Source organism: Pseudomonas sp. RW409 (genome assembly GCF_003184125.1).
GTDB lineage: Bacteria > Pseudomonadota > Gammaproteobacteria > Pseudomonadales > Pseudomonadaceae > Aquipseudomonas > Aquipseudomonas chlororaphis_I.
In genome coordinates, this window is sequence record NZ_QHHP01000041.1 from 514,362 (window position 1) to 540,336 (window position 25,975).

Annotated in this window: 23 protein-coding genes; 18 read left to right on the forward strand and 5 right to left on the reverse strand. The window is 66.4% G+C overall.

Annotated elements, in window-relative coordinates; all coding sequences use genetic code 11:
* The first annotated feature begins 4 nt into the window (after window positions 1–4).
* The 4 genes from DK261_RS22800 to DK261_RS22815 all read left to right on the forward strand — a co-directional run bounded on the left by DK261_RS22800 (window position 5) and on the right by DK261_RS22815 (window position 4,607).
* Window positions 5–982: a helix-turn-helix transcriptional regulator gene (locus DK261_RS22800; protein ID WP_110176455.1), complete on the forward strand. Its 978-nt coding sequence runs from the start codon at window positions 5–7 to the stop codon at window positions 980–982.
* A 314-nt stretch (window positions 983–1,296) separates the two neighbouring features.
* Window positions 1,297–2,172 (forward strand): transporter, encoded by an 876-nt coding sequence (locus tag DK261_RS22805; RefSeq protein WP_038632800.1) that lies wholly within the window; start codon window positions 1,297–1,299, stop codon window positions 2,170–2,172.
* A 38-nt stretch (window positions 2,173–2,210) separates the two neighbouring features.
* Window positions 2,211–3,371 carry an MFS transporter gene (locus DK261_RS22810; RefSeq protein ID WP_038632803.1) on the forward strand — a complete coding sequence of 387 codons (1,161 nt, stop codon included), beginning with the start codon at window positions 2,211–2,213 and terminating at the stop codon, window positions 3,369–3,371.
* Window positions 3,372–3,488: 117 nt separating this feature from the next.
* Window positions 3,489–4,607, forward strand: a complete 1,119-nt coding sequence (locus tag DK261_RS22815) for a class II histone deacetylase (protein ID WP_009049304.1) — start codon at window positions 3,489–3,491, stop codon at window positions 4,605–4,607.
* A gap of 113 nt (window positions 4,608–4,720) precedes the next feature.
* Here DK261_RS22815 and DK261_RS22820 read toward each other — a convergent pair whose 3' ends face one another.
* Window positions 4,721–5,683, reverse strand: coding sequence for an AraC family transcriptional regulator (locus tag DK261_RS22820; RefSeq protein WP_009049305.1), 963 nt, complete (start codon window positions 5,681–5,683; stop codon window positions 4,721–4,723).
* Between the two features lie 285 nt (window positions 5,684–5,968).
* Between DK261_RS22820 and DK261_RS22825 the strand changes: the two genes are divergently transcribed.
* The 6 genes from DK261_RS22825 to DK261_RS22855 all read left to right on the forward strand — a co-directional run bounded on the left by DK261_RS22825 (window position 5,969) and on the right by DK261_RS22855 (window position 13,264).
* A complete protein-coding gene (locus DK261_RS22825; RefSeq protein WP_009049306.1) occupies window positions 5,969–6,502 on the forward strand; it encodes a 2,4'-dihydroxyacetophenone dioxygenase family protein in 534 nt (177 codons plus the stop codon).
* A 39-nt stretch (window positions 6,503–6,541) separates the two neighbouring features.
* On the forward strand, window positions 6,542–7,807 hold the full coding sequence (locus DK261_RS22830; protein ID WP_110176457.1) for an MFS transporter: 1,266 nt from the start codon (window positions 6,542–6,544) through the stop codon (window positions 7,805–7,807).
* On the forward strand, window positions 7,804–8,868 hold the full coding sequence (locus tag DK261_RS22835) for a 2,3-butanediol dehydrogenase (RefSeq protein ID WP_110176459.1): 1,065 nt from the start codon (window positions 7,804–7,806) through the stop codon (window positions 8,866–8,868). The genes DK261_RS22830 and DK261_RS22835 overlap by 4 nt, the downstream gene beginning before the upstream one ends.
* A 168-nt stretch (window positions 8,869–9,036) precedes the next feature.
* A complete protein-coding gene (locus DK261_RS22840; RefSeq protein WP_028682550.1) occupies window positions 9,037–10,338 on the forward strand; it encodes a carbohydrate porin in 1,302 nt (433 codons plus the stop codon).
* A gap of 32 nt (window positions 10,339–10,370) precedes the next feature.
* Complete coding sequence (locus tag DK261_RS22845; protein ID WP_110176461.1) at window positions 10,371–12,050, forward strand: GMC family oxidoreductase; 1,680 nt, start codon at window positions 10,371–10,373, stop codon at window positions 12,048–12,050.
* 239 nt (window positions 12,051–12,289) lie between these two features.
* Complete coding sequence (locus DK261_RS22855) at window positions 12,290–13,264, forward strand: bifunctional helix-turn-helix transcriptional regulator/GNAT family N-acetyltransferase (RefSeq protein ID WP_110176463.1); 975 nt, start codon at window positions 12,290–12,292, stop codon at window positions 13,262–13,264.
* A 6-nt stretch (window positions 13,265–13,270) separates the two neighbouring features.
* Here the strand turns inward: DK261_RS22855 and DK261_RS22860 are convergent, their stop codons facing one another.
* Together DK261_RS22860 and hpaA are read right to left on the reverse strand one after the other, a co-directional pair.
* Complete coding sequence (locus tag DK261_RS22860) at window positions 13,271–14,365, reverse strand: DUF1176 domain-containing protein (RefSeq protein WP_110176465.1); 1,095 nt, start codon at window positions 14,363–14,365, stop codon at window positions 13,271–13,273.
* A gap of 71 nt (window positions 14,366–14,436) precedes the next feature.
* On the reverse strand, window positions 14,437–15,348 hold the full coding sequence (gene hpaA, locus DK261_RS22865) for a 4-hydroxyphenylacetate catabolism regulatory protein HpaA (protein ID WP_009049313.1): 912 nt from the start codon (window positions 15,346–15,348) through the stop codon (window positions 14,437–14,439).
* A 225-nt stretch (window positions 15,349–15,573) separates the two neighbouring features.
* Between hpaA and DK261_RS22870 the strand changes: the two genes are divergently transcribed.
* The 8 genes from DK261_RS22870 (at window position 15,574) to hpaI (ending at window position 23,114) form a co-directional block, all read left to right on the forward strand.
* Window positions 15,574–16,257 (forward strand): fumarylacetoacetate hydrolase family protein, encoded by a 684-nt coding sequence (locus DK261_RS22870; protein WP_110176467.1) that lies wholly within the window; start codon window positions 15,574–15,576, stop codon window positions 16,255–16,257.
* 9 nt (window positions 16,258–16,266) lie between these two features.
* Complete coding sequence (locus DK261_RS22875; protein WP_016702470.1) at window positions 16,267–17,067, forward strand: fumarylacetoacetate hydrolase family protein; 801 nt, start codon at window positions 16,267–16,269, stop codon at window positions 17,065–17,067.
* On the forward strand, window positions 17,068–18,528 hold the full coding sequence (hpaE, locus tag DK261_RS22880; protein WP_009049316.1) for a 5-carboxymethyl-2-hydroxymuconate semialdehyde dehydrogenase: 1,461 nt from the start codon (window positions 17,068–17,070) through the stop codon (window positions 18,526–18,528).
* Between the two features lie 155 nt (window positions 18,529–18,683).
* Window positions 18,684–19,541: a 3,4-dihydroxyphenylacetate 2,3-dioxygenase gene (gene hpaD / locus DK261_RS22885; RefSeq protein WP_103331548.1), complete on the forward strand. Its 858-nt coding sequence runs from the start codon at window positions 18,684–18,686 to the stop codon at window positions 19,539–19,541.
* Between the two features lie 89 nt (window positions 19,542–19,630).
* Window positions 19,631–20,020, forward strand: a complete 390-nt coding sequence (locus DK261_RS22890) for a 5-carboxymethyl-2-hydroxymuconate Delta-isomerase (RefSeq protein ID WP_110176469.1) — start codon at window positions 19,631–19,633, stop codon at window positions 20,018–20,020.
* Between the two features lie 168 nt (window positions 20,021–20,188).
* Complete coding sequence (locus tag DK261_RS22895) at window positions 20,189–21,496, forward strand: MFS transporter (protein WP_110176471.1); 1,308 nt, start codon at window positions 20,189–20,191, stop codon at window positions 21,494–21,496.
* 2 nt (window positions 21,497–21,498) lie between these two features.
* Window positions 21,499–22,302 (forward strand): 2-oxo-hept-4-ene-1,7-dioate hydratase, encoded by an 804-nt coding sequence (gene hpaH / locus DK261_RS22900; protein ID WP_009049320.1) that lies wholly within the window; start codon window positions 21,499–21,501, stop codon window positions 22,300–22,302.
* 11 nt (window positions 22,303–22,313) lie between these two features.
* A complete protein-coding gene (hpaI, locus tag DK261_RS22905; protein WP_110176473.1) occupies window positions 22,314–23,114 on the forward strand; it encodes a 4-hydroxy-2-oxoheptanedioate aldolase in 801 nt (266 codons plus the stop codon).
* Between the two features lie 152 nt (window positions 23,115–23,266).
* On the opposite strand, the gene DK261_RS22910 is transcribed toward hpaI, so the two are convergent.
* Together DK261_RS22910 and DK261_RS22915 are read right to left on the reverse strand one after the other, a co-directional pair.
* Window positions 23,267–24,409, reverse strand: coding sequence for a glycerate kinase (locus tag DK261_RS22910; protein ID WP_009049322.1), 1,143 nt, complete (start codon window positions 24,407–24,409; stop codon window positions 23,267–23,269).
* 253 nt (window positions 24,410–24,662) lie between these two features.
* Window positions 24,663–25,808 carry a sugar diacid recognition domain-containing protein gene (locus DK261_RS22915; protein WP_110176475.1) on the reverse strand — a complete coding sequence of 382 codons (1,146 nt, stop codon included), beginning with the start codon at window positions 25,806–25,808 and terminating at the stop codon, window positions 24,663–24,665.
* Between the last annotated feature and the right edge of the window lie 167 nt (window positions 25,809–25,975).

Sequence of the window (25,975 nt, forward strand, 5' to 3'; positions counted from 1 at the left end):
CCCCATGAGCCGTCATGAACATGGTCACGCCAACCTGCTGCAAGCCTTCAGCTCGCTGACCCTGGAGTTGCAGCGCCTGGCGCAGCACAAGGACATCGAACATTTCCATGGCCATGCGCTGAACCGCATCGGTCAGTTGCTGCCCTTCGACAGCGCCTGGTGGGGCCGCGCCGCGTTGATCGACGGCCTGCCGGAAGAACACAGCTCCTACCTCCACCGCCTGCCCCCGAGCTACCTGCCGGACTGGCAGTCGATCAAGCACGTCGACGTCACTGTCGGCCGGGTCCATGCCCACCCTGGCCAGGCGGTGATCGTCGACATGGGCGACCCGGCCAACGGTCCCGGCCTGAACTGGCTGGGCAAAACCTACGGCATCGGCGAGCTGCTGTGCGTGGTGTACATCGATCCGCAGACTCACCTCAGCGACCACCTGGCGCTGTACCGCGCCCCCGGCGCCAAGCGCTTCGACGCCGACGACTGCCTGCTGCTGAACAACCTGATGCTGCACCTGGTGGCGGCGGTGTCGGCCAACCAGATCCGCACCCTGGTGGCCATGCGCGAAACCCTCACCAGCCCGCGCAACCTGGCGCTGGCGGTGTGCGACCAGCGTGGCACCCTGCATTGCGCCGAACGCGGCTTCGTCGACCTGCTGCTCGGCGAGTGGCCGGACTGGAGCGGCCCCTGCCTGCCCGGGCCCGTGGTCGACGGCGGGTATGAAGGCCGGCACCTGCAAGTCGAGGCCTCGCCGGTGGGCGACCTGTTCCTGCTCGCCGCCCGCGGCCGCACGCTGCTGACCCAACTGAGCCCACGGGAGAACGACGTGGCCCTGGGCTTCGGCGAAGGCAAGACCTACAAGGAAATCGCCCGCGAGCTGGGCCTGTCGCCGAACACCGTGCGCCATCACATCCGCGCCATCTACAACAAGCTCGGCGTCAAGGACAAGACCCGCATCGCCCATCTGCTGCACGCCCCACCCGACTGACGCTTACCAGGCTCTGTACGAAAAGTGGCTGCACGCTGGGCGCCTTCGGCGCTACGCAGGTCATGCTGCGTTAAAAACAGGCTCGGAATGCTCATTTAGGTCCCTAAAGTCGAACGCGACCCCGGCCGTTCCTCGCCTGTTTTTGCCTTGCCTGACCTTCGCTCGCCGACTTTTCGTACAGACCCTCGCTTCCACCACTGACTTTCGCGCTGTCGTTTTGACGGCCACGGGACGCTTTTGCCCTTTTTTCAGCCACTGCCGCGTACCGGCGAGCGCTTCGCCGCACAACAACTCAAAAAAGAGAGGTTACGCCCATGACCACAACGCTTGCGCGCCGCACCGCCCTGGCCTTCACCGGCGCCCTGCTGAGCCTGAACGCCAGCGCCGCCGACCTCAACGCCCGCGACTTCTTCGGCGCCCCCCCGGGCACCAGCCTCGGCGTGCTGTACCTGCCGGCGACTCGCGCCGACGATTTCCACGGCCCCGCCGACAGCACCGGCAAGGCCGAGCTGAAGGTCAACGCCCTGGCCTATCGCCAGGTGTTCTTCAGCGATATCTGCGGCACCCTGTGCACCCCGCAATTCATCGTGCCCTTCGCCGATATCGACGCGCGCCTGCCCGGCGCCGCCCGTCGCACCGGCGAAAGCGGCTTCGGCGACCCGCAGGTCGGCGGCACCCTGTTCTTTATCAACGACCCGGCCAGCCGTACCTACAGCGGCCTGCTGACCCTGATCACCCTGCCGGTGGGCGAATACCACAGCGACAATCCGGATGTCTCGCCGGGCGCCAACCGCTGGGGCGCGACCTTCGTTTACAACTACACCCAGGGCGTCGGCGAGAAGTGGGTGCTGGAAGCCAACCTCGAAGCCCAGCTCTATGCCAAGAACGACGACTATTTCGGCAGCGACCTGAAACAGGACCCGCTGTACCGCCTGCAAGCCTTCGCCTCCTACGACTTCACCACCAGCACCTACGGCGCCCTGCGCCTGATCCACGCCGACGGCGGCGAGCTGCGGATCAACGACCAGCGCATCGACGACACCCACAAGCGCTACACCCAGGTCGGCTTCGAGGTCGGTCATTGGCTGGATAAGCAGAACCAGCTGATGTTCGGCCTCTCGCAAAACGTCGCCACCCGCAATGGCTACCACGGCACCGACGCCTTGCTGCGTCTGGTCCACGTGTTCTGAAGCGCTTTTCCCGGAGCTACCCCACCATGACCACTCCCATGATCGACAAGAGCCAGGCGCTCACCGGCGACCAGCCGAACACCGCGTCCCCCCTGGCCTTGCTGGCGGCCATCGTGCTGTTCGCCGCCATCACCCCGACCATCCTCATGACCGCCCCGGCGGTGGCCGCGCAACTGGCCAGCCAATGGCAACTGAGCCCGTCGCAGATCGGCGACCTGTTCTCCACCGAGCTGGGGGCCATGAGCCTGGCCACCCTGCCCGCCTTCTGGTGGCTCAAGCGCGTCGACTGGCGCCGCGCGGCGCTGCTGGCCGGGGCGTTGTTCATCGTCGCCAACCTGCTGTCGATCTGGGCCCAGGGCTATGGCGCGCTGCTGGCCCTGCGTTTCTGCAGTGCTCTGGCCGGCGGTTCGCTGATGATCATCTGCCTGTCCAGCGCCGCCTCCACCGCCAACCCCAGCCGGACCTATGGCCTGTGGGTCATGGGCCAGCTGGTGGTCGGGGTGCTGGGCCTGGGCATTCTGCCGCGGTTGTTCGAGCACTACGGCCTGGCAGCCTGCTACCTGCTGCTGGCGCTGCTGATGAGCCTGTGCCTGCCCTTGGCGCGCTACTTTCCCCAGGGCGCGCCGGTCAAAAAAACCGCGCAGCAGGCCGCCGCCGTGGCGCAGTGGAAGGTGCTGTGCGGCATTCTCGGCATCCTCGGTTTCTATATCAGCCTCAGCGGGGTCTGGACCTTTATCGGTTCGATCAGCGCCAAGGCCGGCATCTCCGCGCAAGCCAGCGGCGAGCTGCTGGCCGTCGCCACGGTCATGGGCATCGTCGGCGCCGGCTGCGCCTCGCTGATCGGCAATCGCCTGCCGCGCCTGCCGTTGCTGCTGCTCGGCTACGGCCTGATGGCCGGCTCGGTGCTGTTGCTGCTGGGGGCGCCGACCCTGGCGCGCTTCGCCCTCGCCGCCCTGGTCTTCAAGTTCACCTGGACCTTCATCCTGCCGCTGATCCTCGCCTGCCTGGCCGACCTCGACCGGTCCGGCAAGCTGATGAACGCCTCCAACCTGGTAATCGGCGGCGGCCTGGCCATCGGCCCCGCGCTGGCCGGCCGGCTGATCGAAGGCAGCGGCGGCTTCCAGCCCCTGCTGATCGGCGGCGCCTGCCTGACCCTGCTGTCGCTGGCGCTGATCCTCGGCTGCCGGCGCAATCCCTGAACCCCTGAACCCCTGTAGCCGCTGCCGAAGGCTGCGATAGGTCCGAAAGACCTCTGGCGCCCGGGAGATCGCAGCCTTCGGCAGCGGCTACAGATTCCCCCATAGATGGAGATGCCCATGACCCGTAAAACCGCGTTTTTCTTCGATGAACTCAGCCTCTGGCACAGCGCAGGGCCACATGCGCTGACGCTGCCGGTGGGCGGCTGGGTGCAACCGCCTGCTGCGGCCGGGCACGCCGAATCGCCGGAAACCAAGCGCCGCCTGAAAAGCCTGCTGGACGTCTCCGGCCTGACCCGCCAGTTGCAGGTGCGCAGCGCCATGCCCGCCAGCGAAGAGGACCTGCTGCGGGTGCACAGCACCGAGTACCTGCAACGCTTCAAGGCCCTGAGCGAGGCCGGTGGCGGCGAACTCGGCCCACAAGCGCCGATCGGCCCGGGCAGCTACGAGATCGCCCGACTCTCCGCCGGCCTGGCCATGGCCGCGGTGGATGCGGTGCTCGGCGGCGAAGCCGACAACGCCTATTCCCTGTCCCGCCCGCCGGGACACCATTGCCTGGCCGACGGCGCCATGGGCTTCTGCTTCCTGGCCAATATCGCCATCGCCATCGAGGCGGCCAAGGCCAGGCGCGGCCTGGGCAAGGTCGCGGTGATCGACTGGGACGTGCACCACGGCAATGGCACCCAGTCGATCTTCGAGGAGCGCGGCGACGTGCTGACCATTTCCCTGCACCAGGACGGCTGCTTCCCGCCCGGCTACAGCGGCGAGCAGGACCGCGGTCGCGGTGCCGGGCTGGGGGCCAATCTCAATATCCCGCTGCTGCCCGGCAGCGGCCACGATGCCTACCTGCATGCCTTGCAACGCATCGTGATTCCAGCCCTGGAGCGCTTCGAGCCGGAGCTGATCATCGTTGCCTGCGGCTATGACGCCAACGCGGTCGACCCGCTGGCGCGGATGCTGCTGCACAGCGACTCGTTCCGCGCCATGACCCGCCAGGTGCGCGAAGCCGCCGAGCGTCTGTGCCAGGGGCGCCTGGTACTGGTCCATGAAGGTGGTTATTCCGAGGCCTATGTGCCCTTCTGCGGGCTGGCGACGGTCGAGGAACTGGCCGGCGTCAGGACCGCGGTGACCGATCCGATGCTGGAATTCGTGCAGATGCAGCAGCCCAATCCTGGGTTCCAGGCCTTTCAGCGCCAACTGATCGACGATCTGGCGCAAACCTTCCTCAACGACCACTGACCCTGTAGCCGCTGCCGCAGGCTGCGATAAGGCCGAAGGCCTTCAGCGATCTTGAGACCATGCGCCCGCTTCGTCGGTGTGCCGCCCAGGCCGATCGCAGCCTGCGGCAGCGGCTACAGGGAGGCGCGCACTTCGCTTGGGGTCTGGCCGTAATGGGCCTTGAACGCCCGGGCGAAGTGGGCCTGGCTGGTGAAGCCGTGGCGGTAGGCGATTTCGCCGATATCCAGGCCTGTTCCCCGCGGGCTGCCCAGCAGGTCATGGGCCTGCTGCAGGCGTTTTTCCAGGATAAAGCGGCTGGGCTGGGTGCCTTCCAGGGCGAACAGCCGGCTCAGGTGTCGCGGCGAAATGCCGGTTTGCGCGGCCACCCGCTCGCAGCTCAGCTCCGGGTCGGCCAACTGTTCGTTGATGCACTGCTTGGCCGCCAGCAGGTAGGAGGCGCTCAGCGCATTGATCCGCCGCTCGCCCACCTGCCCGGCGATCAGGCTGCCCAGCAACTCCAGCGCCTGGTCCTGATAACCGCCGGCGTCCTGGCTCAGGGGCTGCTGGAAAAAGCCGCGGGTGCGTTCGCCCAGGGTGCGCAGCAACAGGCGCTGCACGCCGCTTTGCCCACCAATCTTCAGCGGACGGTCGAAACGCTTGAGGCAGCGCTCGGCGAACAGCTCCTGGGGAATGTCGAAAATGAACTGGCGCATCGGCCCGGAGAACCCGAACAGATAGGGTTTGTCGGTGCGGTAGACGATCAGCTCGCCCGGTTCGAGCAACTGACAGGCACCGTCCTGATAGAAAAACGAGCCGCTGCCGGTGACGAAGGACACGAACACCGATTCCTTGGGCACCGAGCGGATCATCGAGTTGTCACGCTCGACCACGTGCTCGTTGCCCTCGATCTGCGCCAGGCGCATGCCCTCCAGCTGCAGGTTGTCCTGGCTGGCGGCAAAACCGCTTTCACAAAAGGAGCTGCATTTGAGGCCGACCAGGGTGGAGGCGTTGTAGTCCTCCCAGAAGGCCAGCCGCTGATCCAGGGCGATGTCCTGGGTGCAGGCATGCCGGGTTTCGAGCAAGGCGCATGGAGACATTTTTATTCTTCTCATGGGCAGAAAATTCGCCGGTCGGCAAGGCAGTGACCGGATCCCGAGGCCGTGGAACACACCGGTCGCGGCCGTTCATTAATATATGAAGCTTATGCCCTGTCAACGTGAAACGCAGTGGGCACAAGTCGATTGCCAGGGTAAACGGCGTCCCTGAAACCTGTAGGAAAACGCTCGTCCGATCCAGTCAACAATCCTGTCCGATTCGATAAAACCCCGCCTGCGCGCCGCGCCTAAAGTCGCCTCGACTCCCACAACGAATAGAGGCCGACCATGCCCGAAGCCGCCAGCCGTGAATTCTGGAAAGACCTGCAACCGATCGCCAATTGCTTCAAGCCGGACGCCAAGCCCGAGGTCTACCTGGCCAATGCCGCCAGCGACGACCTGAAACTTTATGTGCCCTTCACCGAAACCGTGTCCTCGCGGCCGCTGTGGATCTCGCCGAGCGAGAACCGCTGGTGCGACATCCTCATGGCCAGCAGCGCCGGGCTGGTGAACCGGCATTACCACCCCCACGAAGTGTTCGCCTACACCCTGTCCGGCAAGTGGGGCTACCTGGAGCACGACTGGACCGCCACCGCCGGCGACTTCGTCTACGAGACCCCGGGCGAAGGCCACACCCTGGTGGCCTACGAGCACGAGCAACCGATGCGCGCGTTTTTCATCGTCAAGGGCCCGCTGATCTGGCTCGACGAACAGGGCGAGCCGGAGGGTTATTTCGACGTGCACTCCTATATCGCCATGTGCCGCGCGCACTACGAAAAGATCGGCCTCGGCGCGGCCTATATCGACACGCTGTTTCGCTGAGCTCGCGACTTTCACCTGTCCCTCCCGCGGAGAACGACCATGGCTTACAACAACAATAAAGCCGGTTACGAGAACATCCTGCTGGGCGTGCTGTTCCTGACGTTCGGTTTCGTCTTTTTCGATCGCCTGGCCCTGGCCTTCCTGTTTCCGTTCATGGCCGACGAGCTGCAACTGAGCAACAGCCACCTGGGCATGCTGTCGTCGGTCCTGGCCCTGGCCTGGGCGGTGTCCGGCGCGCTGGTCGGGGCCTGGTCGGACCGGCGTGGCAAGCGCAAGCCGCTGCTGATCGTCGCGGTAATCCTGTTTTCCCTGTGCTCGGCGCTGTCGGGGCTGGTCACCGGCTTTCTCAGCCTGCTGCTGTTCCGCGGCATCATGGGCCTGGCCGAAGGGCCGATCCTGCCGCTCTCGCAATCGCTGATGGTGGAGGCCTCCTCGCCCCATCGCCGGGGCCTGAACATGGGCCTGCTGCAAGGCTCGGCGGCCGGGCTGCTGGGCGCGGTGATCGGCCCGCCGGTGCTGATCGGCCTGGCCGAGGCCTACGGCTGGCGCCATGCCTTTATCGTCTCGCTGATCCCCGGATTGCTGATCGCCCTGCTGATCTGGCGCTACGTGCGCAACGACGCGCCAGCACCAGCAACCACCAGCGACAACGACAAAGCACCGGTCAATCGCCTGGCCCTGCTGAAAAGCCGCAACATCGTGCTCTGCACCTTGATCAGTTGCGTGTTCCTCACCTGGTTCGTGATCCTCATCTCCTTCACCCCGACCTTCCTGGTCAAGGTCCGCGGCTACAGCCCGGCGAGCATGGGCACGGTGATGAGTTGCCTGGGCGGCGCCTGGGTGCTGTGGGGCTTCGGCGTGGCGGCGATTTCCGACCGCTTCGGCCGGCGCCCGACCCTGGTGCTGTTCTCGCTGATCGCCGCCTGCTGCCCGATCGCCCTGCTCTACGCCAACAGCCCGCTGCTGATGGGCGTGCTGATGCTGCTGACCTACACCGGCCTTGGCTGCTTCACCCTGTTCATGGCGACCATCCCGGCGGAAACCGTGCCCCGGGAAGTCATGGCCACCGCCCTGGGCATGATCATGGGCATCGGCGAGCTGGTGGGCGGCTTCGTCTCGCCGACCATCGCCGGCTTCGCCGCCGACCGTTTCGGCCTGTCCATCGTCATGTGGATCTCCTGTGGTGGCGCCCTGCTGGCCGCGCTGCTGGCGCTGTTCCTCAAGGAAACCGCGCCGGCGGTCCTCGCGCGCGGGCGCCGCGCCGAACCTTCCCTGTCTTCCGCCCTGCAAGGAAACCAGCCATGAAAGCATTGCGTTGGCATGCCGCCCGCGACTTGCGCCTGAGCGATCTGCAACTGCCACAGCCCGGCCCGGGCGAGGTGCTGGTCCAGGTGGCCTACTGCGGTATCTGCGGCAGCGACCTGCACGAATACGCCGACGGCCCGCACTCGATTCCCCAGCAAGAGCCCCACCCGCTGTCCGGTTGCCGCGCGCCGCTGACCCTCGGCCACGAATTCTGCGGCCAGGTGCTGGCGGTGGGCGCGGGCGTCGACCGGGTGCGGATCGGCAGCCGGGTGGCGGTGGAACCGGAGTATCGCTGCGGCGATTGCCAGTACTGCCGCGCCGGCCAGTACAACCTCTGCCAGTCCATGGGTTTCATTGGCCTGATGGGCGACGGCGGTTTCGCCGAACAGGTGCTGGTGCCGGCCTACATGCTGCACCCGCTGCCGGACTCGGTGAGCTTCAAGCAGGCCGCGGTGCTGGAGCCGGCGGCGGTGGCCTTTCACGCGCTGAACCAGAGCAGCCTGCTGGCCGGCGACAGCTGCGTGGTGTTCGGCCTCGGCCCCATCGGCCTGCTGCTGATCCTGTTGGCGCGGCTGCGCGGCGTGGAGCGGATCTTCGCCGTGGACATCAGCCCGGAACGCCGGCGACTGGCCCGCGACTTCGGCGCCCAGGAAGTGCTCGATGGCCACGCCGCCGACCTGTCGCAACGCCTGCACGAACTGAGCGGCGGTGGCGTCGACACCGCCTTCGAGGCCGCCGGCAGCCAGCAGACCCTGAGCCTGGCCCTGCATGCCCTGCGCAAGGGCGGCGAGGTGGTGCTGGTGGGGCTGATGGGCGAGGTCAGCGTCGATGCCTTCCACCTGGTCAATAACGAACTGCGCCTGCTCGGCAGCGTGGGTTATCGCAACGCCTACCCGCCGCTGATCGAACTGCTGGCCAGCGGCCGCCTGGACCTGACCCGCGCCGTGACCCGCTGCGTGACCCTGGACCAGGCCGTGGAGCATGGCTTCGAAGCCCTGCTGCGGGACAAGAGCCAGATCAAGGTGCTGGTCAACCCCAACCCCGAACTGGCCAAGGCGTGACCCTGTAGCCGCTGCCGCAGGCTGCGATCGAGGACGCAGTCCTCGCCAGCACCATCGGCAGCCTCCTGGTAACCCGTTGGCGAACGCTGCGCGTCCGATCGCAGCCTGCGGCAGCGGCTACAGACCTGAACAACTCATTACAAAAACAACAAGAAACGAGTACCGACCATGAAAAGCACTCCCCTGCTGTGCCCGCTGCTGGCGGCTGTCCTGTTCACCCCTTTGTGCCAGGCCGGGACTCCGGCACCCAGCCGCGAAGGCCCGCTGGCCGGGCTCGGCGAGCAACTGGCCGGCTACGGTATCCGCCCCCATGTGCAGTTCTGGAGCCTGTCGATGAACAACCTCGACACCGGTCCGCGCGAACACAGCTTCGGCAACAGTGGCGACCTGTTCGTCGGCGCCGACTTCGACCTCGATACCCTTGCCGGCCTCGAAGGCGCGGCCGTTCATTTCGAGGAAACCTTCTTCATCCTCGACACCGCCACCGGCCAGCCGACCTCGCGCAACTGGCAAGGCGCCGCCGGCAGCTATTTCGCCGGCGCGCCGATCCACAACGACATCACCAGCAACCAGCTGAGCCTGCTGACCTACCAGCAGACCTGGCTCGACGGCCAAGTCGACATGAGCCTGGGGCGCACCAACGCCCGGCGCTACTTCTATATCTACAACTGCGAAACCGTGGTCACCTGCAACGACCCGATCATCGATTCGTCCACCGGCATCCTGCCGCCGCCCTACGGCAGCTGGGGCGGCTACCTGAAGTACCAGCCGACGCCGGGCTTGTATGTGCATGCCGGCGCCTTCGAATCGAACCCGGTGGACTACCTGAAAAAACGCAAGGGCCTGGACTTCAGCACCGACGACGCCAGCGGCACCAGCCTGCTGCTGGGCATCGGCAGCAAGCACGACGGCGCCTATAGCGCCCACTACGAACTCAACGGCTACTACAACACCTCCAGGCAGTACGACCCGCTGACCGGCGCCAGCGAGCACGGCACCGGCGGCGCCTTCTTCAAGTTCCAGCAAGGTTTCTGGCGGGCCGACGGCGGCCAGGGCACCGCGCCCCAGGCCCTGCTGGCGTTCGGTTCGCTGTCCCTGGCCGCCGACGACAAGCAGCCCTTCAGCCACTTCGCCGAAATCGGCCTGACTTACCTGGCGCCCTTCGACCGGCCCCAGGACAAGCTCAACCTCAAGGCCAGCTACCTGCGCCTCAACGACCACCAACTGCGCTTCCAGCAACAGGCGCGGATCGCCAACGGCGGCGACCCCAGCCTGGGCGAACGCAATGTCTACGCCATCGAGGCCAACGGCCACTTCGCCCTGACCCGGCACCTGGCCCTCGAGCCCAGCGTGCAGTACCTGATCAACCCGGACAATTTCTACAACCCCGAGGCCCGCGAGCTCAGCGGCAACGGTTTTGTCGTCGGCCTGCAAGTCATGTACGACGTCGGCGCGGCGCTGGGGTTGTGAACCTGCTTCTCACTGCCAACGAGGTATCTCCCATGACTGACTCTGCCCCGCGTTCGTTCGACTACATCGTGGTCGGGGCCGGCTCGGCCGGTTGCGTGCTGGCCAACCGGCTGTCCGCCGATCCGCAGCTCAGCGTCTGCCTGATCGAAGCCGGCCCCAGCGACCGCAGCCTGTTCCCCGGCGCCTATGTGCGCACCCCGGCGGGCATCATCCGGCTGATCGCCAACCCGAGGTGGAACTGGATGCACCAGTTCAGCGCCCAGGCCGCCAGCGGCGACCGTCCGATCCCCTGCCCCCGCGGCCGGCTCTGGGGCGGCTCCAGCGCGATCAACGGCATGATCTACATCCGCGGCCACCGCAGCGACTACGACCGCTGGGCCGCGGCCGGCAACCAGGGCTGGAGCTACGACGAACTGCTGCCGTACTTCCTGCGCTCGGAGCACTTCGAGCCCGGCGCCTCGCCCTGGCATGGGCAAGGCGGCGAACTCAACGTCGCCGCGCAACGCAGCCCGAGCCCGATCAATGAGGTGTTCTACCAGGCCGCCCAGGAACTGGGCTGGCGCTACAACCCGGACTTCAACGGCGAGGAGCAGGAAGGCTACGGCCCCTTCCATGTCACCCAGATCAACGGCGAACGTTGCAGCGCCGCGCGGGCCTTCCTGCACCCGGCGCTGCCGCGGCCCAACCTCAGCGTCCTGAGCTCGACCCTGACCCACCGCGTGCTGCTGGACGGCAACCGCGCCTGCGGCGTCGAGGTCAGCCAGGACGGCGCGGTGTTCCAGCTCCAGGCCCGGCGCGAAGTGATCCTCAGCGCCGGGGCGATCAACTCGCCGCAGGTGCTGCTGCTCTCCGGCATCGGCCCGGCCGCCGAGCTGGAGCGCCATGGCATCGCCCAGCGCCATGAACTGCCGGGGGTTGGCCACAACCTGCAGGACCATCAGGACGTGGTGCTGATGTACCGCTGCGACAGCGAGCTGACCTACGGCGTGTCGGCCAAGGGCCTGCTGCCCCTGGCGCGCTCGCCCTGGCAGTACCTGAGCCGGCGCAGCGGTCCGCTGACTTCCAATACCGTGGAGTCCGGCGCTTTCCTGCGCCTGCAGGCCGAGGACGCCGCGCCGGAACTGGGCCTGATCGTCGCCCCGGCGCTGAAGAACCAGCCCCAGCGCCTGGTGCCGCTGGGCCATGGCGTCAGCCTGCACATCGCCGTGATGCACCCGCAAAGCCGTGGCCAGGTCCGGCTCAATTCCGCCGATCCCCATGACAAGCCCATCATCGACAGCAACTTCCTCAGCCACCCGGAGGACCTGCGCAAGCTGGTGGCGGGCGTGCGCCTGGTGCGCCAGCTGGCGGCGAGCCAGGCCTTCGCCCGGCGGCTCAAGGGCGAGCTGGTGCCCGGCCCGCACATCGAGAGCCAGGCGCAGATCGAGCAATGGATTCGCGACAGCCTGGGCACCGTGTTCCACCCGGTCGGCACCTGCAAGATGGGCCACGACGAACAGGCGGTGGTCGACGACCAACTGCGGGTCCACGGCGTACAGGGCCTGCGGGTGGCCGACGCATCGATCATGCCGAGCCTGACCACCGGCAATACCAACGCGGCGGCGATCATGATCGGCGAAAAGGCCGCCGACCTGGTGCTGGGTAAGGCGCCGCTGAGCATTCAGGTTCCCGCTCGCCTGGAGGAACAGGCATCCACGCTGGCCATTGGCTGAAAGACGGCCACTTGTAGGAGCGAAGCTTGCTCGCGATGGACTTGAGAGCGCCGCGTTTAGCCAGTCGGTACGCGTTATCGTTAACGATCATCGCGAGCAATCGAGCGTCGACCGGCTGCTCCTACAGGGGATCACCTGCACTCGACTGATCGGTGTTGACCCAGAAGCCCGCGTCCCTATGGATTTTGCCGCAGCCTGAACATATAGTTGTATCGAGCAACCATATATGGAGCCTCGCCATGTCCTCCCCGTCGCCGCTGGTGGATCAGGTCCGTAACGAATCGCGCAAACTGGTGCGCGAGCTGGGCTTCATGGGCGCTACCCTGGCCGGCTCCGACCTTGCGCCTTCGGCGGTGCATGCGCTGATCGAACTCGATCTGTACGCCCCGCTCACCGCCGCCCAGCTGGGCAAGAGCCTGAACCTGGAGAAGTCCTCGGTCAGCCGCCTGCTGGCCAAGCTCATCGAACGCGGCGATATCCAGGAAAGCCCCAGCCCCACCGATGCCCGGGAAAAGCTGCTGGGCCTGACCGCCAGCGGACGCGAACAGGTCGCCGCCATCCATGCCTTTGGCAGCGCCCAGGTGCAACAGGCGCTGCGCTTGCTTGCGCCGCGCGAGCAAAGCCAGGTGGTCGCCGGACTGCGCAGTTATGGCCAGGCGCTGCAGGCTTGCCGCCTGGGCCAGGCGCAGATCACCGCGGCAATCCCTAGCGTGCAGCGTGGCTATCGGCCGGGCATGATCGGCCGCATCACCGAGCTGCATGCACACTACTACTCACGCCTGGTGGGTTTCGGGCAGTTCTTTGAACAGCGCGTCGCGGCCGGTCTGGCGGAGTTCAGCGAGCGCCTGGACCACCCGGATAACGGCATCTGGCTGGCGGTGCTGGACGAGCAGATCGTCGGTTCGATCGCCATCGATCTCGGCGGCGCCCCGGACCACAAGCAGGCCGACAAGAGTGCCCATCTGCGCTGGTTTATCCTCGACGAGGCGGCCCGTGGCACCGGCACCGGTCGCCTGCTGCTCAAGACGGCGCTGGAGCATTGCGACCGGGTGGGGGCAACCTCCTGCTACCTGTGGACCTTCAGCGGCCTGGACGCCGCCCGGCATCTGTATGAAGCCTTCGGCTTCCAGCTGGTGGAGGAACAGCCGGCGGCGCAATGGGGCAAGACCGTGCTGGAACAGAAGTTCGAGCGCCGCCATCCAGGCCTGGCCTGAAACGCCTCAGCGGTTGGCCGGCGGTGCGATGTTCCACAGCCGCGGCCAGTCTTCGGAAGGCAGGCCGTTGCAAGTCGGCATCTGCCGGTAATCGCTGAGCTGGAAGCTTTCGCCGTCGAACAGCCAGCGCCCGCTTTCACCGCAGTCGCCGATGCCGCGGGCCAGATAGAAGGTGGTCAGCACTCCGGTCTTGGGCTCGTAGTGGGCGCCACCCGAGCCGTCCATGTTGTTCATGGGCAAGGCTTGCCGGCGCAGCGCCTCGAGCTTCGGCGGATTGCTGCGCGACCAGCTGCTGATCAGGTAGTCGCAGTTGTAGGCCGCGCAGTCGCTCAGCACCACCGTCAACGCCCGTTGCGCGGTCAGCGGATAGACCTCGACCTGGGGCTCGGCCACATAGTCTTCATCGTCGTTGGGCGTACCCGGCGTGGCGAGCGTCACGGCGGCCGCCGAGATCCGCGTGCGTTCCGCCTCCGTCAGTTCGGGCGCCCCCGGATAAGCCCGCAGCTGGGCCGGCAGCGGCCGCGCCGGCACCTCGCTGGCCGGACGCCGGCCTGGCCGCCACAGCGCCGTCACGCCATCGACCCGGCCCTGCACCGAGTCCATCAGCAGCAGCGCCGCCGACAGACCGGACAACGGCATCCGGGCCTCGTCGTCTCCCGCCAGCTTCAGTTCCTCGGCATTGCGCAGGCGTTCCAGCCACTGGCGGGCCCGGGTCGGGTCGACGATTTCATAACGGGTGACCTGGGTCTGCGCGCCCTTCTTCTCCGGCAACAGCACCAGGGCGTCCAGCAGTTGCGGCTCCAGCGCCTGGCCGTCGAGGCGCAAGGCCGACAGCTCAGCAGGCTCCCCGCGCTGGTCCAGGCGTATCTCCAGCGGGCCGTCGGCGCCGGCGCGACGCTGGATGTGCAGGGTCAGGCTGCTGTACTGCACGCCGTGTTCGCCGTTGGGCGCGCTCAGGGCGTGGCAGCTGCGCAGGTTATCGCAGCCGGTGATCCATTCCTTGGTCTGGCGTAGCAAGGGCACCTTTTCCGCGGCGTTCTGCGCCAGCGCCTGGGCGGCGCTGGCCGTCAGCAAAAGGACCATCAGGGTGCGCTGCAACATAGGACTTTCCTTGTCGGGCAAAAGCGCCGATTGTCCCATGCAGCGCCCCTGCCCTCCCAGTTTTTTTGCCTTCAGGACCAGGGCTTCGCCGCGCCCTGGCGCGTCCGGTATTCCCCCGGCGTCATCTTCGCGTAGCGCTGGAAAAACCGGCTGAAATACGCCGGGTCCTTGAACCCCAGCTGGTAGCAGATTTCGTTCACCGAGCTGGCGGTGAACAGCAGCAGGCGCTTGGACTCCTGCATCAGCCGCTCGTACACCAGGCGTTTCGACGGCAGGTCGGCGATGCGCCGGCAGACATCGTTGAGGCGCGCCTCGGTGACGCCGATCTGCCCGGCATAGCGCGACAGCGGCCAATGCTCCAGGTACTGGGCTTCGATCAGTTCGTTGAAGCGATGGAAGATCTGCAGGTCTTCGTGACGGGCCGGGCGCGCCTTGAGGGAATTGGCCGAGAGCCTGAGCAGGCTGATCAGGATCAAGCGGGTCAGGGCTTCCAGCGCCGGCGCATGCCCGGCGCCCTGCCCGGTGACTTCCTCCTGCAACTCATCGAACAGCAACGCCAGGCGCCGCGCCTCGCCGGCGAATCCCGGGTCCAGGCGCGCCAGGGCCACGCAGGCCGGTGCCACCTGGGGGCCGCTGGCCAGACGGCTGTCGGCTTCGATCAGCTCCCACACCAGTTGCTGGCGCACGGTCAGCACGTGGCCTTCGCTGTCGGCCTCGGTGACGAAGGAATGGGCAATGGTTGGTGGCGTGAGGAAAAACATCGGCCCCGATTCCAGGTACTGCTGGTCGTCGAGGTAAACCCGCACCGCGCCGCTTTTCACATAGTGCACCTGGAAAAACCGGTCGTGGCGGTGCACCGGCATGTTGCGGCCGAAGAACCCGGCCAGGTTGCTCAGCTTGTCGTAATGCACCTGCGAATCGGCGTAACGCTGGTCGTAGACCTGGCCGATGTTGATGTTGGGGATCGGCTGGCGATCGCTCATGGTGGCGTGTCTCTTTTTTTCGCTCGCGGCGCTTTTTATTTCGCCGCAGCGCTTTTTTATTTTTACCCGCGGCAAGCGCCCACATCCTGCGTGATTCGCGGCCTGTTCACCAGTACTCGGCAAACGGGTCAGGGTCGGCGCTTGACGATCGTTAACATATTAAATATAACGTTAACACATTAACGAAATCACCTCGTCTTCCGCGATGCTCAGGAGAAAACCACAATGAGCCGTGCACTGCATGAAGTCGCCACCGGCACCCTGTTCGGCGTCGCGCTGAACTATCAGGGCCTGTTGCGCAGCCACCTGGAATCCTTCACCCAGCCGCCCTACCAGAAGCCACCGGTCAAGCCGGTGCTGTTCATCAAGACCCCCAACACCCGCAACGTCCACGGCGGCGCCGTGATCTATCCGCAGGGTGTCGAGCGCCTGCAACCGGGCCCGGCGCTGGGCGTGGTGATCGGCAAGCGCACAAGCCGGGTCAGCGTGGAAAACGCCCTGCAGCATGTGGCCGGCTACACCATCGTCAATGAATTCAGCCTGCCGGAAGACAGCTACTACCGCCCCGCCGTCAAGGCCAAGTGCCGCGACGGCTTCTGTTCCTTCGGCCCGGAACTGGTGCCGGCGGCCCAGGTGCGCGATCCCCATGAGCTGGAACTGAAGCTGTGGGTCAACGGCGAACTGCTGCAACGCAACAGCACCGCCAACCTGGTGCGCGGCATTCCCCAGCTGATCGCCGAAATCAGCGAGTTCATGACCCTGCACGAGGGCGACGTGCTGATCACCGGCACCCCCGAAGGTCGGGTCGACGTCAAGCCGGGCGACCGCATCGAAGTGGAGATCAGCGGCCTGGGCCGTCTCGCCAATCACGTTGTTGCCGAAAAAACCGCCGAAGCAGCCGCCGAATAAGGAGCCGCCATGAAACACGCCCGCATCCGTTATCAAGGCCAGGTCCACGACGTGCTGGTCAACGCGCCCAACAGCGTGAAACTGGCCGATGGCCGTGTGCTCGCCGAGGATCAGGTCGAGTGGCTGCCCCCGGCCACCGGCAGCATGTTCGCCCTGGGCCTGAACTACGCCGACCACGCCGCCGAACTGGCCTTCAAGCCGCCGACCGAGCCGCTGGTGTTCATCAAGTCCCCCGGCACCTACACCGGCCACAACCAGGTCACCTGGCGCCCGGACAACGTCGCCTACATGCACTACGAGTGCGAACTGGTGGCGGTGATCGGCAAGACCGCGCGCAACGTCAAGCGCGAGGATGCCCTGGACTACCTGGCCGGCTACACGGTTTGCAACGACTACGCGATCCGCGACTACCTGGAAAACTACTACCGGCCCAACCTGCGGGTGAAAAACCGCGACGCCACCACCCCGGTCGGGCCATGGATAGTCGACGTCGCCGACGTGCCCGAGCCGAACCGGCTGAAGCTGCGCACCTGGGTCAACGGCGAGCTGCGCCAGGAAGGCACTACCGCCGACATGATCTTCGACATCCCCTACCTGATCGAATACCTGTCCAGCTTCATGACCCTGCAACCCGGCGACATGATCGCCACCGGCACCCCCGAAGGCCTGTCCGACGTGGTGCCCGGCGATGAGGTGGTGGTGGAAGTCGAAGGCGTCGGCCGGCTGGTCAACCGCATCGTCAGCGAGGCGGAGTTCTTCAGGATCAAGGCACAACACGACACGCAACTGGCGGCCAAGGAGCACGCATAAATGATCAAACACTGGATCAACGGCCGCGAGGTCGAAAGCCAAGACACTTTCGTCAACTACAACCCGGCCACTGGCGAAGCCATCGGTGAAGTCGCCAGCGGCGGTGCCGGGGAAATCGCCCAGGCGGTCGCGGCCGCCAAGGATGCCTTTCCGAAATGGGCCAATACTCCGGCGAAAGAACGGGCACGGCTGATGCGCAAGCTGGGCGAGCTGATCGACCAGAACGTGCCGCACCTGGCGGAGCTGGAAACCCTCGACACCGGCCTGCCGATCCACCAGACCAAAAACGTCCTGATCCCCCGCGCCTCGCACAACTTCGACTTCTTCGCCGAGGTCTGCACCCGCATGGATGGCCACAGCTATCCGGTGGACGACCAGATGCTCAACTACACCCTGTACCAGCCGGTCGGCGTCTGCGCCCTCGTGTCGCCGTGGAACGTGCCGTTCATGACCGCCACCTGGAAGACCGCGCCGTGCCTGGCGCTGGGCAACACGGCGGTGCTGAAGATGTCCGAGCTGTCGCCGCTGACCGCCAACGAACTGGGGCGCCTGGCGGTCGAAGCCGGCATTCCCAATGGTGTGCTGAACATCGTCCAGGGCTACGGCGCCACCGCCGGCGATGCCCTGGTACGCCACCCGGACGTGCGGGCGATTTCCTTCACCGGCGGCACCGCCACCGGCAAGAAGATCATGCAGACCGCCGGGTTGAAAAAGTACTCCATGGAGCTGGGCGGCAAGTCGCCGGTGCTGATCTTCGAAGACGCCGACCTGCAGCGCGCCCTGGACGCCGCGCTGTTCACCATCTTCTCGCTCAACGGCGAACGCTGCACCGCCGGCAGCCGGATCTTCATCCAGGAAAGCGTCTACCCGCAGTTCGTCGCCGAGTTCGCCGCCCGCGCCAAGCGGCTGATCGTCGGTGATCCGACCGATCCCAAGACCCAGGTCGGCTCAATGATCACCCAGGCCCACTACGACAAGGTCACCGGCTATATCCGCATCGGCATCGAGGAAGGCGCCACCCTGCTCGCCGGTGGCCTGGAGCGTCCGGCCAACCTGCCGGCACACCTCGCCCGTGGCCAGTTCATCCAGCCGACCGTGTTCGCCGATGTGAACAACAAGATGCGCATCGCCCAGGAAGAGATCTTCGGCCCGGTGGTCTGCCTGATCCCGTTCAAGGACGAGGCCGAGGCCCTGCAACTGGCCAACGACACCGAGTACGGGCTGGCCTCTTACATCTGGACCCAGGACATCGGCAAGGCCCATCGCCTGGCCCGTGGCATCGAGGCCGGCATGGTGTTCATCAACAGCCAGAACGTGCGCGACCTGCGCCAGCCGTTCGGCGGGGTCAAGGGCTCCGGCACCGGCCGCGAAGGCGGCGAGTACAGCTTCGAGGTGTTTGCCGAGATCAAGAACATCTGTATCTCCATGGGCAGCCACCACATCCCGCGCTGGGGCGTGTAAGGTTGAAAAATCCGCTGTAGCCGTGGCCGCGCGCCGCGATCCGGCGCCTTGTTCACAGTCGATCGAGGTGTCCCGGTTACGACTGCTACGCAGTCGATCGCAGCCTTCGGCAGCGGCTACAAGGTCGAACAATAAGATGTTTCAGGAGAAGCACCATGGGCGAAGTCGTCATGGCCGCCAAGGTCTGCCACGTTCCATCGATGTACCTGTCCGAACTGCCGGGCAAGCACCACGGCTGTCGCGAAGCAGCGATCGCCGGGCACAAGGAAATCGCCCGCCGCGCCCGCGAACGGGGGGCCGACACCGCGGTGGTGTTCGACGTGCACTGGCTGGTCAACAGCGGTTACCACATCAACTGCGGCGAGCACTTCAAGGGCACCTACACCAGCAACGAACTGCCGCACTTCATCAAGAACATGGACTACGACTACAGCGGCTGCCCGGTGCTGGGCGAGCTGATTGCCGCCGAAGCCAATGCCGCCGATGTGCGCACCCTCGCCCACAACATCCCCAGCCTGGAGCTGGAATACGGCACCCTGGTGCCGATGCGCTACATGCACATGGACGTACCGCCGGAGCAGCATTTCCAAGTGATTTCCATCGCCGCCTGGTGTGCCTGGCACAAGCTCGAAGACAGCTTCACCTTCGGCGCCGCGGTGCGCCGGGCCATCGAAAAGAGCGACCGCAAGGTCCTGGTGCTGGCCTCCGGCTCGCTGTCGCACCGCTTCTCCGACGACCGCGAGGCCGAAGCCAACATCCATAACTGGACCCGCGAATTCGACAAGCAGGTGGACCTGCGAGTGGTCGAACTGTGGCAACAGGGGCGCTTCCGCGAGTTCTGCTCGATGCTCCCGGACTACGCCGAACACTGCTTCGGCGAAGGCCGGATGCACGACACCGCCATGCTCCTGGGCCTGCTCGGCGGCCCCGAATACAACCGGCCGGCGGAGATTGTCACCGCGCCTTTCGGCAGCTCCGGCACCGGCCAGATCAACGCCATTTTTGAGATATGAAGCAGCGGCAAGCGGCAAGCTACAAGCCACAAGAGAACCCTCTTGCCGCTTGCAGCTTGCGGCTTGCAGCTGCCTCCAAAGGAGGCCCCATGCCGCACTTCATCGCCGAATACACCGACAACATCGAGCAGGCCGCCGACCTGCCGTGCCTGTTCGAGAAGGTCCACGACTACCTCGGAGCCAGCGGCGTGTTCCCGCTCGGCGGCATCCGCAGCCGCGGCGTGCGCCTGGACACCTGGCGCATGGCCGACGGCAAGCACGACTACGCCTTCGTCCATATGCGCCTGCAAGTCGGCGCCGGGCGCGACCTGGCGACCAGACGCAAGGTCGCCGAGGGTTTGTTCGAGATCATCAAGGCGCACTTCGCCGAGCTCCAGGCCCAGCGCCTGCTGGCGCTGTCGTTCGAGATGAGCGAATTGGATGCCGAGCTGAACTTCAAGCACAACAACGTGCATGAGTTTCTCAAGCGCCAAGCGTGACCTGTGACCTGTAGCCGCTGCCGCAGGCTGCGATCGGCTTGGGCGGCACTTCCGACGAAGCAGTCGTGCTCTTGAGATTGCTGGAAGCCCCTTCGGGGCTTATCGCAGCCTGCGGCAGCGGCTACAGGTCCGAGCCCTATCGACAAGAACAATAAAAGAGACCCGCCCATGTCCAGCTCGACCCTTGCCCTGCCCAGCGCCGCGGAGACGTCCGACACCTATCGGCGGATCACCTGGCGGCTGATGCCCCTGCTGTTCACCTGCTACATCTTCGCCCACCTGGACCGCATCAATATCGGCTTCGCCAAGCTGCAGATGACCCAGGACCTGGGCTTCAGCGACAGCGTCTACGGTTTTGGCGCCGGCCTGTTCTTCATCGCCTACGCGCTGTTCGGCGTGCCCAGCAACCTGGCCCTGGACCGGGTCGGGCCGCGCCGCTGGATCGCCAGCCTGATGGTGGTCTGGGGCCTGCTGTCCAGCGCCATGCTGCTGGTGGACAGCGCCGCCGGCTTCTACCTGTTGCGCTTTCTGCTGGGGGTGGCCGAGGCCGGTTTTTTCCCCGGCATCCTGGTGCTGCTCAATCGCTGGTTCCCGGCCAGCCGCCGGGGTCAGGTGACCGCGCTGTTCGCCATCGCCGTGCCCATGGCCGGGGTGATCGGCGGGCCGCTGTCGGGCTGGATTCTCGAGAGTTTCCACGACCTGGGCGGGATGCGCGGCTGGCAATGGATGTTCCTGATCGAAGGCCTGCCGGTGGTCCTGCTTGGCCTGGTGGTGCTCAAGGCGCTGCCGGAAAGCATCGACAGCGTCGGCTGGCTGAGCGACCAACAAAAGCAGCAACTGCACGCGGCCCTGAGCCAGGAAGAACAGCACAAGCCGATCACCCGCTTCGCCGGCATCCTCCAGGACAAACACATCTGGTTGCTGGTGTGCATCTATTTCGCGGTGATGCTGGCGGTCAACACCATTGCCTTCTGGATGCCGACCCTGATCCATCACGCCGGCATCGCCCGCGACAGCCGCGTCGGCCTGCTCAGCGCCCTGCCGTACCTGGCCGGCTGCCTGTTCATGATCGGCGTCGGCCGTTCTTCCGACCGCCTGCGCGAACGGCGCTGGCACCTGAGCGTGCCGCTGCTGATGTCCAGCGTCGGCCTGATCGTCGCCGGCCTGGCCCCGGACAATGCCTGGCTGGTGATGGCCGGGCTGCTGGTGGCCGGCATGGGCGCCAGCGCCGCGCTGCCAATGTTCTGGCAACTGCCGCCGGCCTTTCTCGCCAGCAACACCCAGGCCGCGGGGATCGCCCTGATCAGCTCCTTCGGCAGCATCGCCGCCTTCCTCGCGCCCTACCTGATCGGCGTGGTCCGCGACGCCACCCAGAGCGCCAGCCTCGCCCTCTATGCCCTGGCCCTGCTGATCGCCGGCGGCGCCTGGCTGGTGCTGCGGGTGCCGGCCCTTATCGTCAATCCCCAGGAGAAGTAACCATGCTCAGCACTTCGGATATCCAGCAGGCCGCCGCCCGCCTCGACGCCGCCGAACGCAACCGGGAACAGATCCCCCAGCTGTCGCTGGAGTTTCCCGAGATAACCATCGAGGACGCCTACGCCATCCAGCGCAGTTGGGTGGAACACAAGATCCGCGCCGGGCGCAAGCTGGTCGGGCACAAGATCGGCCTGACCTCGCGGGCCATGCAGGTGTCGTCGAACATCAGCGAGCCGGACTTCGGCGCCCTGCTGGACGACATGCTGTTCGAGGAAGGCAGCGACATTCCCTTCCAGCGCTTTATCGTGCCGCGGGTCGAGGTGGAGCTGGCGTTCATCCTCGGCAAGCCGCTCAAGGGCCCGAACTGCACGCTGTTCGATGTGCTCGACGCCACCGAGTGGGTAATCCCGGCCCTGGAGATCATCGACGCGCGCATCCAGCAGGTCGACCCGCGGACCCAGGCCACGCGCAAGGTGTTCGACACCATCTCCGATAACGCCGCCAACGCCGGGGTGGTCATGGGCGGCCGCGCGGTGCGCCCTGGCGATATCGACCTGCGCAAGGTGCCGGCGGTGCTGTACCGCAATGGGGTGATCGAGGAATCCGGGGTATCCGCCGCGGTGCTCAACCACCCGGCCAAAGGCGTGGCCTGGCTGGCCAACAAGCTGGCGGCCTACGACGTCGGCCTGGAAGCCGGGCAGATCATCCTCGGCGGCTCCTTCACCCGCCCGGTGGCCGCCCGCCCCGGCGATACCTTCCACGTCGACTACGACCAGCTCGGCAGCATCGCCTGCCGTTTTGTCTGAGGAGCACGCTCATGCAACTGCCGATCAACCATTTCAAGCAACGCCTGCGGCAAGACGCGCCGCAGATCGGCCTGTGGCTGGGCCTGGCCAATGCCTATTGCGCGGAGCTGGCGGCCAACGCCGGTTTCGACTGGCTGCTGCTGGACGGCGAACACGCGCCCAACGACCTCAACAGCCTGCTCGGCCAGTTGCAGGCCATCGCGCCCTACCCGGTGCAAGGCATCATCCGCCCGCCGGTGGGCGACACCGCGCTGATCAAGCAACTGCTGGATATCGGCGCCCAGACCCTGCTGATCCCCATGGTCGAAAGCGTCGAGCAGGCCCGGCAGCTGGTGCGCGCCATGCGTTATCCGCCGGCGGGTATCCGTGGCGTCGGCAGCGCCCTGGCCCGGGCCTCGCGCTGGAACAGCATCCCCAGCTACCTGGACCAGGCCGATGAGCAGATGTGCCTGCTGCTGCAGATCGAGAACCTCGAAGGCCTGGCCAACCTGGATGCCATCGCCGCCCTGGACGGGGTCGATGGTGTGTTTATCGGCCCGGCCGACCTCTCGGCGGCCATGGGCCATCGCGGCAACCCGGGGCATCCCGAGGTGGTCGCGGCGATCGAGGACGCCATCGCACGGATCCGCAAGGCCGGCAAGGCGGCCGGAATCCTCAGTGCCGACCGCACATTGGCGCAGCGCTATATCGAACTGGGGGCGAACTTCGTCGCGGTGGGGGTGGACACCACAGTGCTGATGAAGGGGCTGCAGGGATTGCTGGGGCAGTACAAGGAAGTGGCGGCGCCTACCTCGGGTGGTGGGGTTTACTGAAGTTCTGTGGGCGATCCCTGACGGCGCGGGGTGTCAGGTAGAGCTGATCGCGGGCAAGCCTCGCTCCTACAGAAGCCTGTGTCGATCCGCGAAATGGGGAGGACACAATCCTGTAGGAGCGGCCGGTCGACGCTCGATTGCCCGCGATGGCGTCAGCCCTGGCGCGCCGCCAGGCGCCAGACCCGGGCGATGTCCGCCGCCCTGTCCCGCAGCAAGCGCGGTGCCTCCGCGCAGGCCTGCTCCAGGGTCATGGGGCCGGCGGCCAGGGCAAAGGCCGCATCCACGCCGTGCTCATACATCTGCTCGTAGCCTTCGCCCAGGGTCCCGGCGATCACGATCACCGGCACATTGTGCTGCTTGGCGATGCGCGCCACGCCAAAGGGGGTCTTGCCGCGCAGGGTCTGGGCGTCGAAGCGACCTTCGCCGGTAATCACCAGGTCCGCGCCCTGCACGGCCTCGGCCAGCCCCACCAGCTCCGCCACCACTTCCACCCCCGGACGAAACCGCGCGCCGAGGAAGGCCTTGGCGGCGAACCCCAGGCCACCGGCGGCACCGCTGCCCGGCTCGTCGCGCACGTCCTTGCCCAGCACCCGCGCGGCCTGGTCGGCGAACTGGCCGAGGGCGCGGTCCAGCTGTTCGACCTGCTGCGGCGACGCGCCCTTTTGCGGACCGAAAATCGCCGAGGCGCCGTGAGGGCCACAGAGAGGATTGTTGACGTCGGCGGCGATCTCGAAACGCACCTCGGCCAGCCGTGGGTCGAGGTTACTCAGATCGACCCGCGCCACCCGCGCCAGGGCCAGGCCTCCCAGCGGCAAGGCCTGGCCATCGCCATCCAGCAGGCGCACGCCCAGCGCCTGCAAGGCACCGCTGCCGGCGTCGTTGGTGGCGCTGCCGCCGATGGCCAGGATCACCCGCCGCGCGCCGGCATCCAGGGCCGCGCGGATCAACTCGCCGGTGCCGATGGTGCTGCTGGTGCAGGCATCGCGCTGGCCCGGCGGCACCAGTTGCAAGCCGCTGGCCTCGGCCATTTCGATGATCGCGGTCTGGCTCTGCGGCAGCCAGCCCCAGCGCGCGTCCACCGGTGCCCCCAGCGGCCCCTGGACCCGGGTGGTGCGCAACTGGCCCTCGCAGGCATCGAGGATCGACTCCACGGTGCCCTCGCCGCCGTCCGCCATCGGACGCTGGATCAGCTGCGCGTCCGGCCACACCCGCGCCAGCCCGTCGGCGATGGCGCTGGCCACGCCAGAGGCACTCAGGCTGTCCTTGAAGGAGTCGGGGGCGATGATGATTTTCATGGGCTATCTCCGGTTCTTATGGCGCCCATGCTGCCAGTTGGCCGCGACCTTGACCCCGGTCGGCTGCACAAGTGTGGGGCGGCTTTATTGTTCATTGTCACAATCATAGGAGCGAAGCCGCGAAAACCGGCGCCCAACACAATCTTCTGTAGGAGCGAGGCTTGCCCGCGATCAAGACACCGCGGTGCATCAGACTCACCGCGGCGTGGCCATCGCGGGCAAGCCTCGCTCCTACAGGGGTGGGCGCAAGGTTTTAAGGCGTGGTGGCGGGCGCATCGGTCTGCGGCAACAGCTGCACCCCCAGGTACAGCGCCAGCATGCCGTCGAGCTTGAGCGGGTCGACGCCGCTGAGTTCGGCGATGCGCTCCATGCGGTAGCGCAGGCTGTTGCGGTGGATGCCCAGGGCGTCGGCGCAGGCCTGGCTCTGGCCGTCGTGGTCGCACCAGCTGCGCAGGGTCGCCAGCAGCTGGCCATTGCTGTCCTTGGCGATGACCTTGCGCAAGGGGCTGAGCAACTCGTCCAGGGCATCGTCATTGCGATGGCGCCAGAGCATCACCGGCAAACGGAAACGATTGAGGGTCAGCAAGCGCGACTGGGGCAGCACGTCGCGGCCATAGGCGAGCAAGTCGCCGACCCGCCGGTAGCAGCGGCGCAGCCCTGCCAGCCCATCGGCCTGGCCGCCCACGGCGATGCGCAGGATGTTCCAGCCCAGGCTGTCGAGCTTTTCCAGCAGCCGCGGGTTGTCGACGCTCAGGGTCGCCGGCCGGCACCACAGCAACGAGGACTTGGCCGAGCTGACGCACCAGCTGTCCGGATAACGCGACATCAGCCAGGCGCTCAGGGCTTCGACGGTCTGCCCCGCGCCCTGCGCCGCTCCTTCCCGGTCCAGGCCCAGCTCGAACAGATAAGGCGTGCGCGGCAGCTGCGGCTTGAGCCCCATCTGCTGCGCCTCGTCCACCAGCCGCGGCGAATCCCCGCTGTCGCTGAGCAGCAGCGCCAGCAGGTCGTCGCAACGCTGGCGGCGCCATTGCTGTTCCGCTTGCTGGTGGCGCTGGCCCACCAGCATCTCGGCGGTCATGCGTACCAGCTCGGCATAGGTGCGCAGCAGTTCCGGCTCGCCGGTGATGCCCAGCACGCCGATCAGCCGCTGGTCGTGCAGCAGCGGCAGGTTGATCCCCGGCTGCACGCCCTTGAGGTGCTTGGCGGTCTGCGCGTCGATCTCCACCACCCGGCCGTTGGCCAGCACCAGCTGCGCGCCTTCGTGACGGGTGTTGATGCGTTCGGGCTCGCCGCTGCCAAGGATCAGGCCCTGGCTGTCCATGACGTTGACGTTGTAGGGCAGGATGGCCATCGTCCGGTCGACGATATCCTGCGCCAGGTCGTGATCCAGTTCGAACATAGCGGCGTGATCCTAGGAAAGCGGGCTCGGGGCGATGACAAAGGCTTGTTCACCGGCACAGGGGATGCCGGCAAACCCTGTGCGCCGGCACAAAGACAGCGGCCCATGGGGTGACCGAGACTCTCGGGGCGATCAACGTTAACCTCGCATCGCAAAAAATCATAATA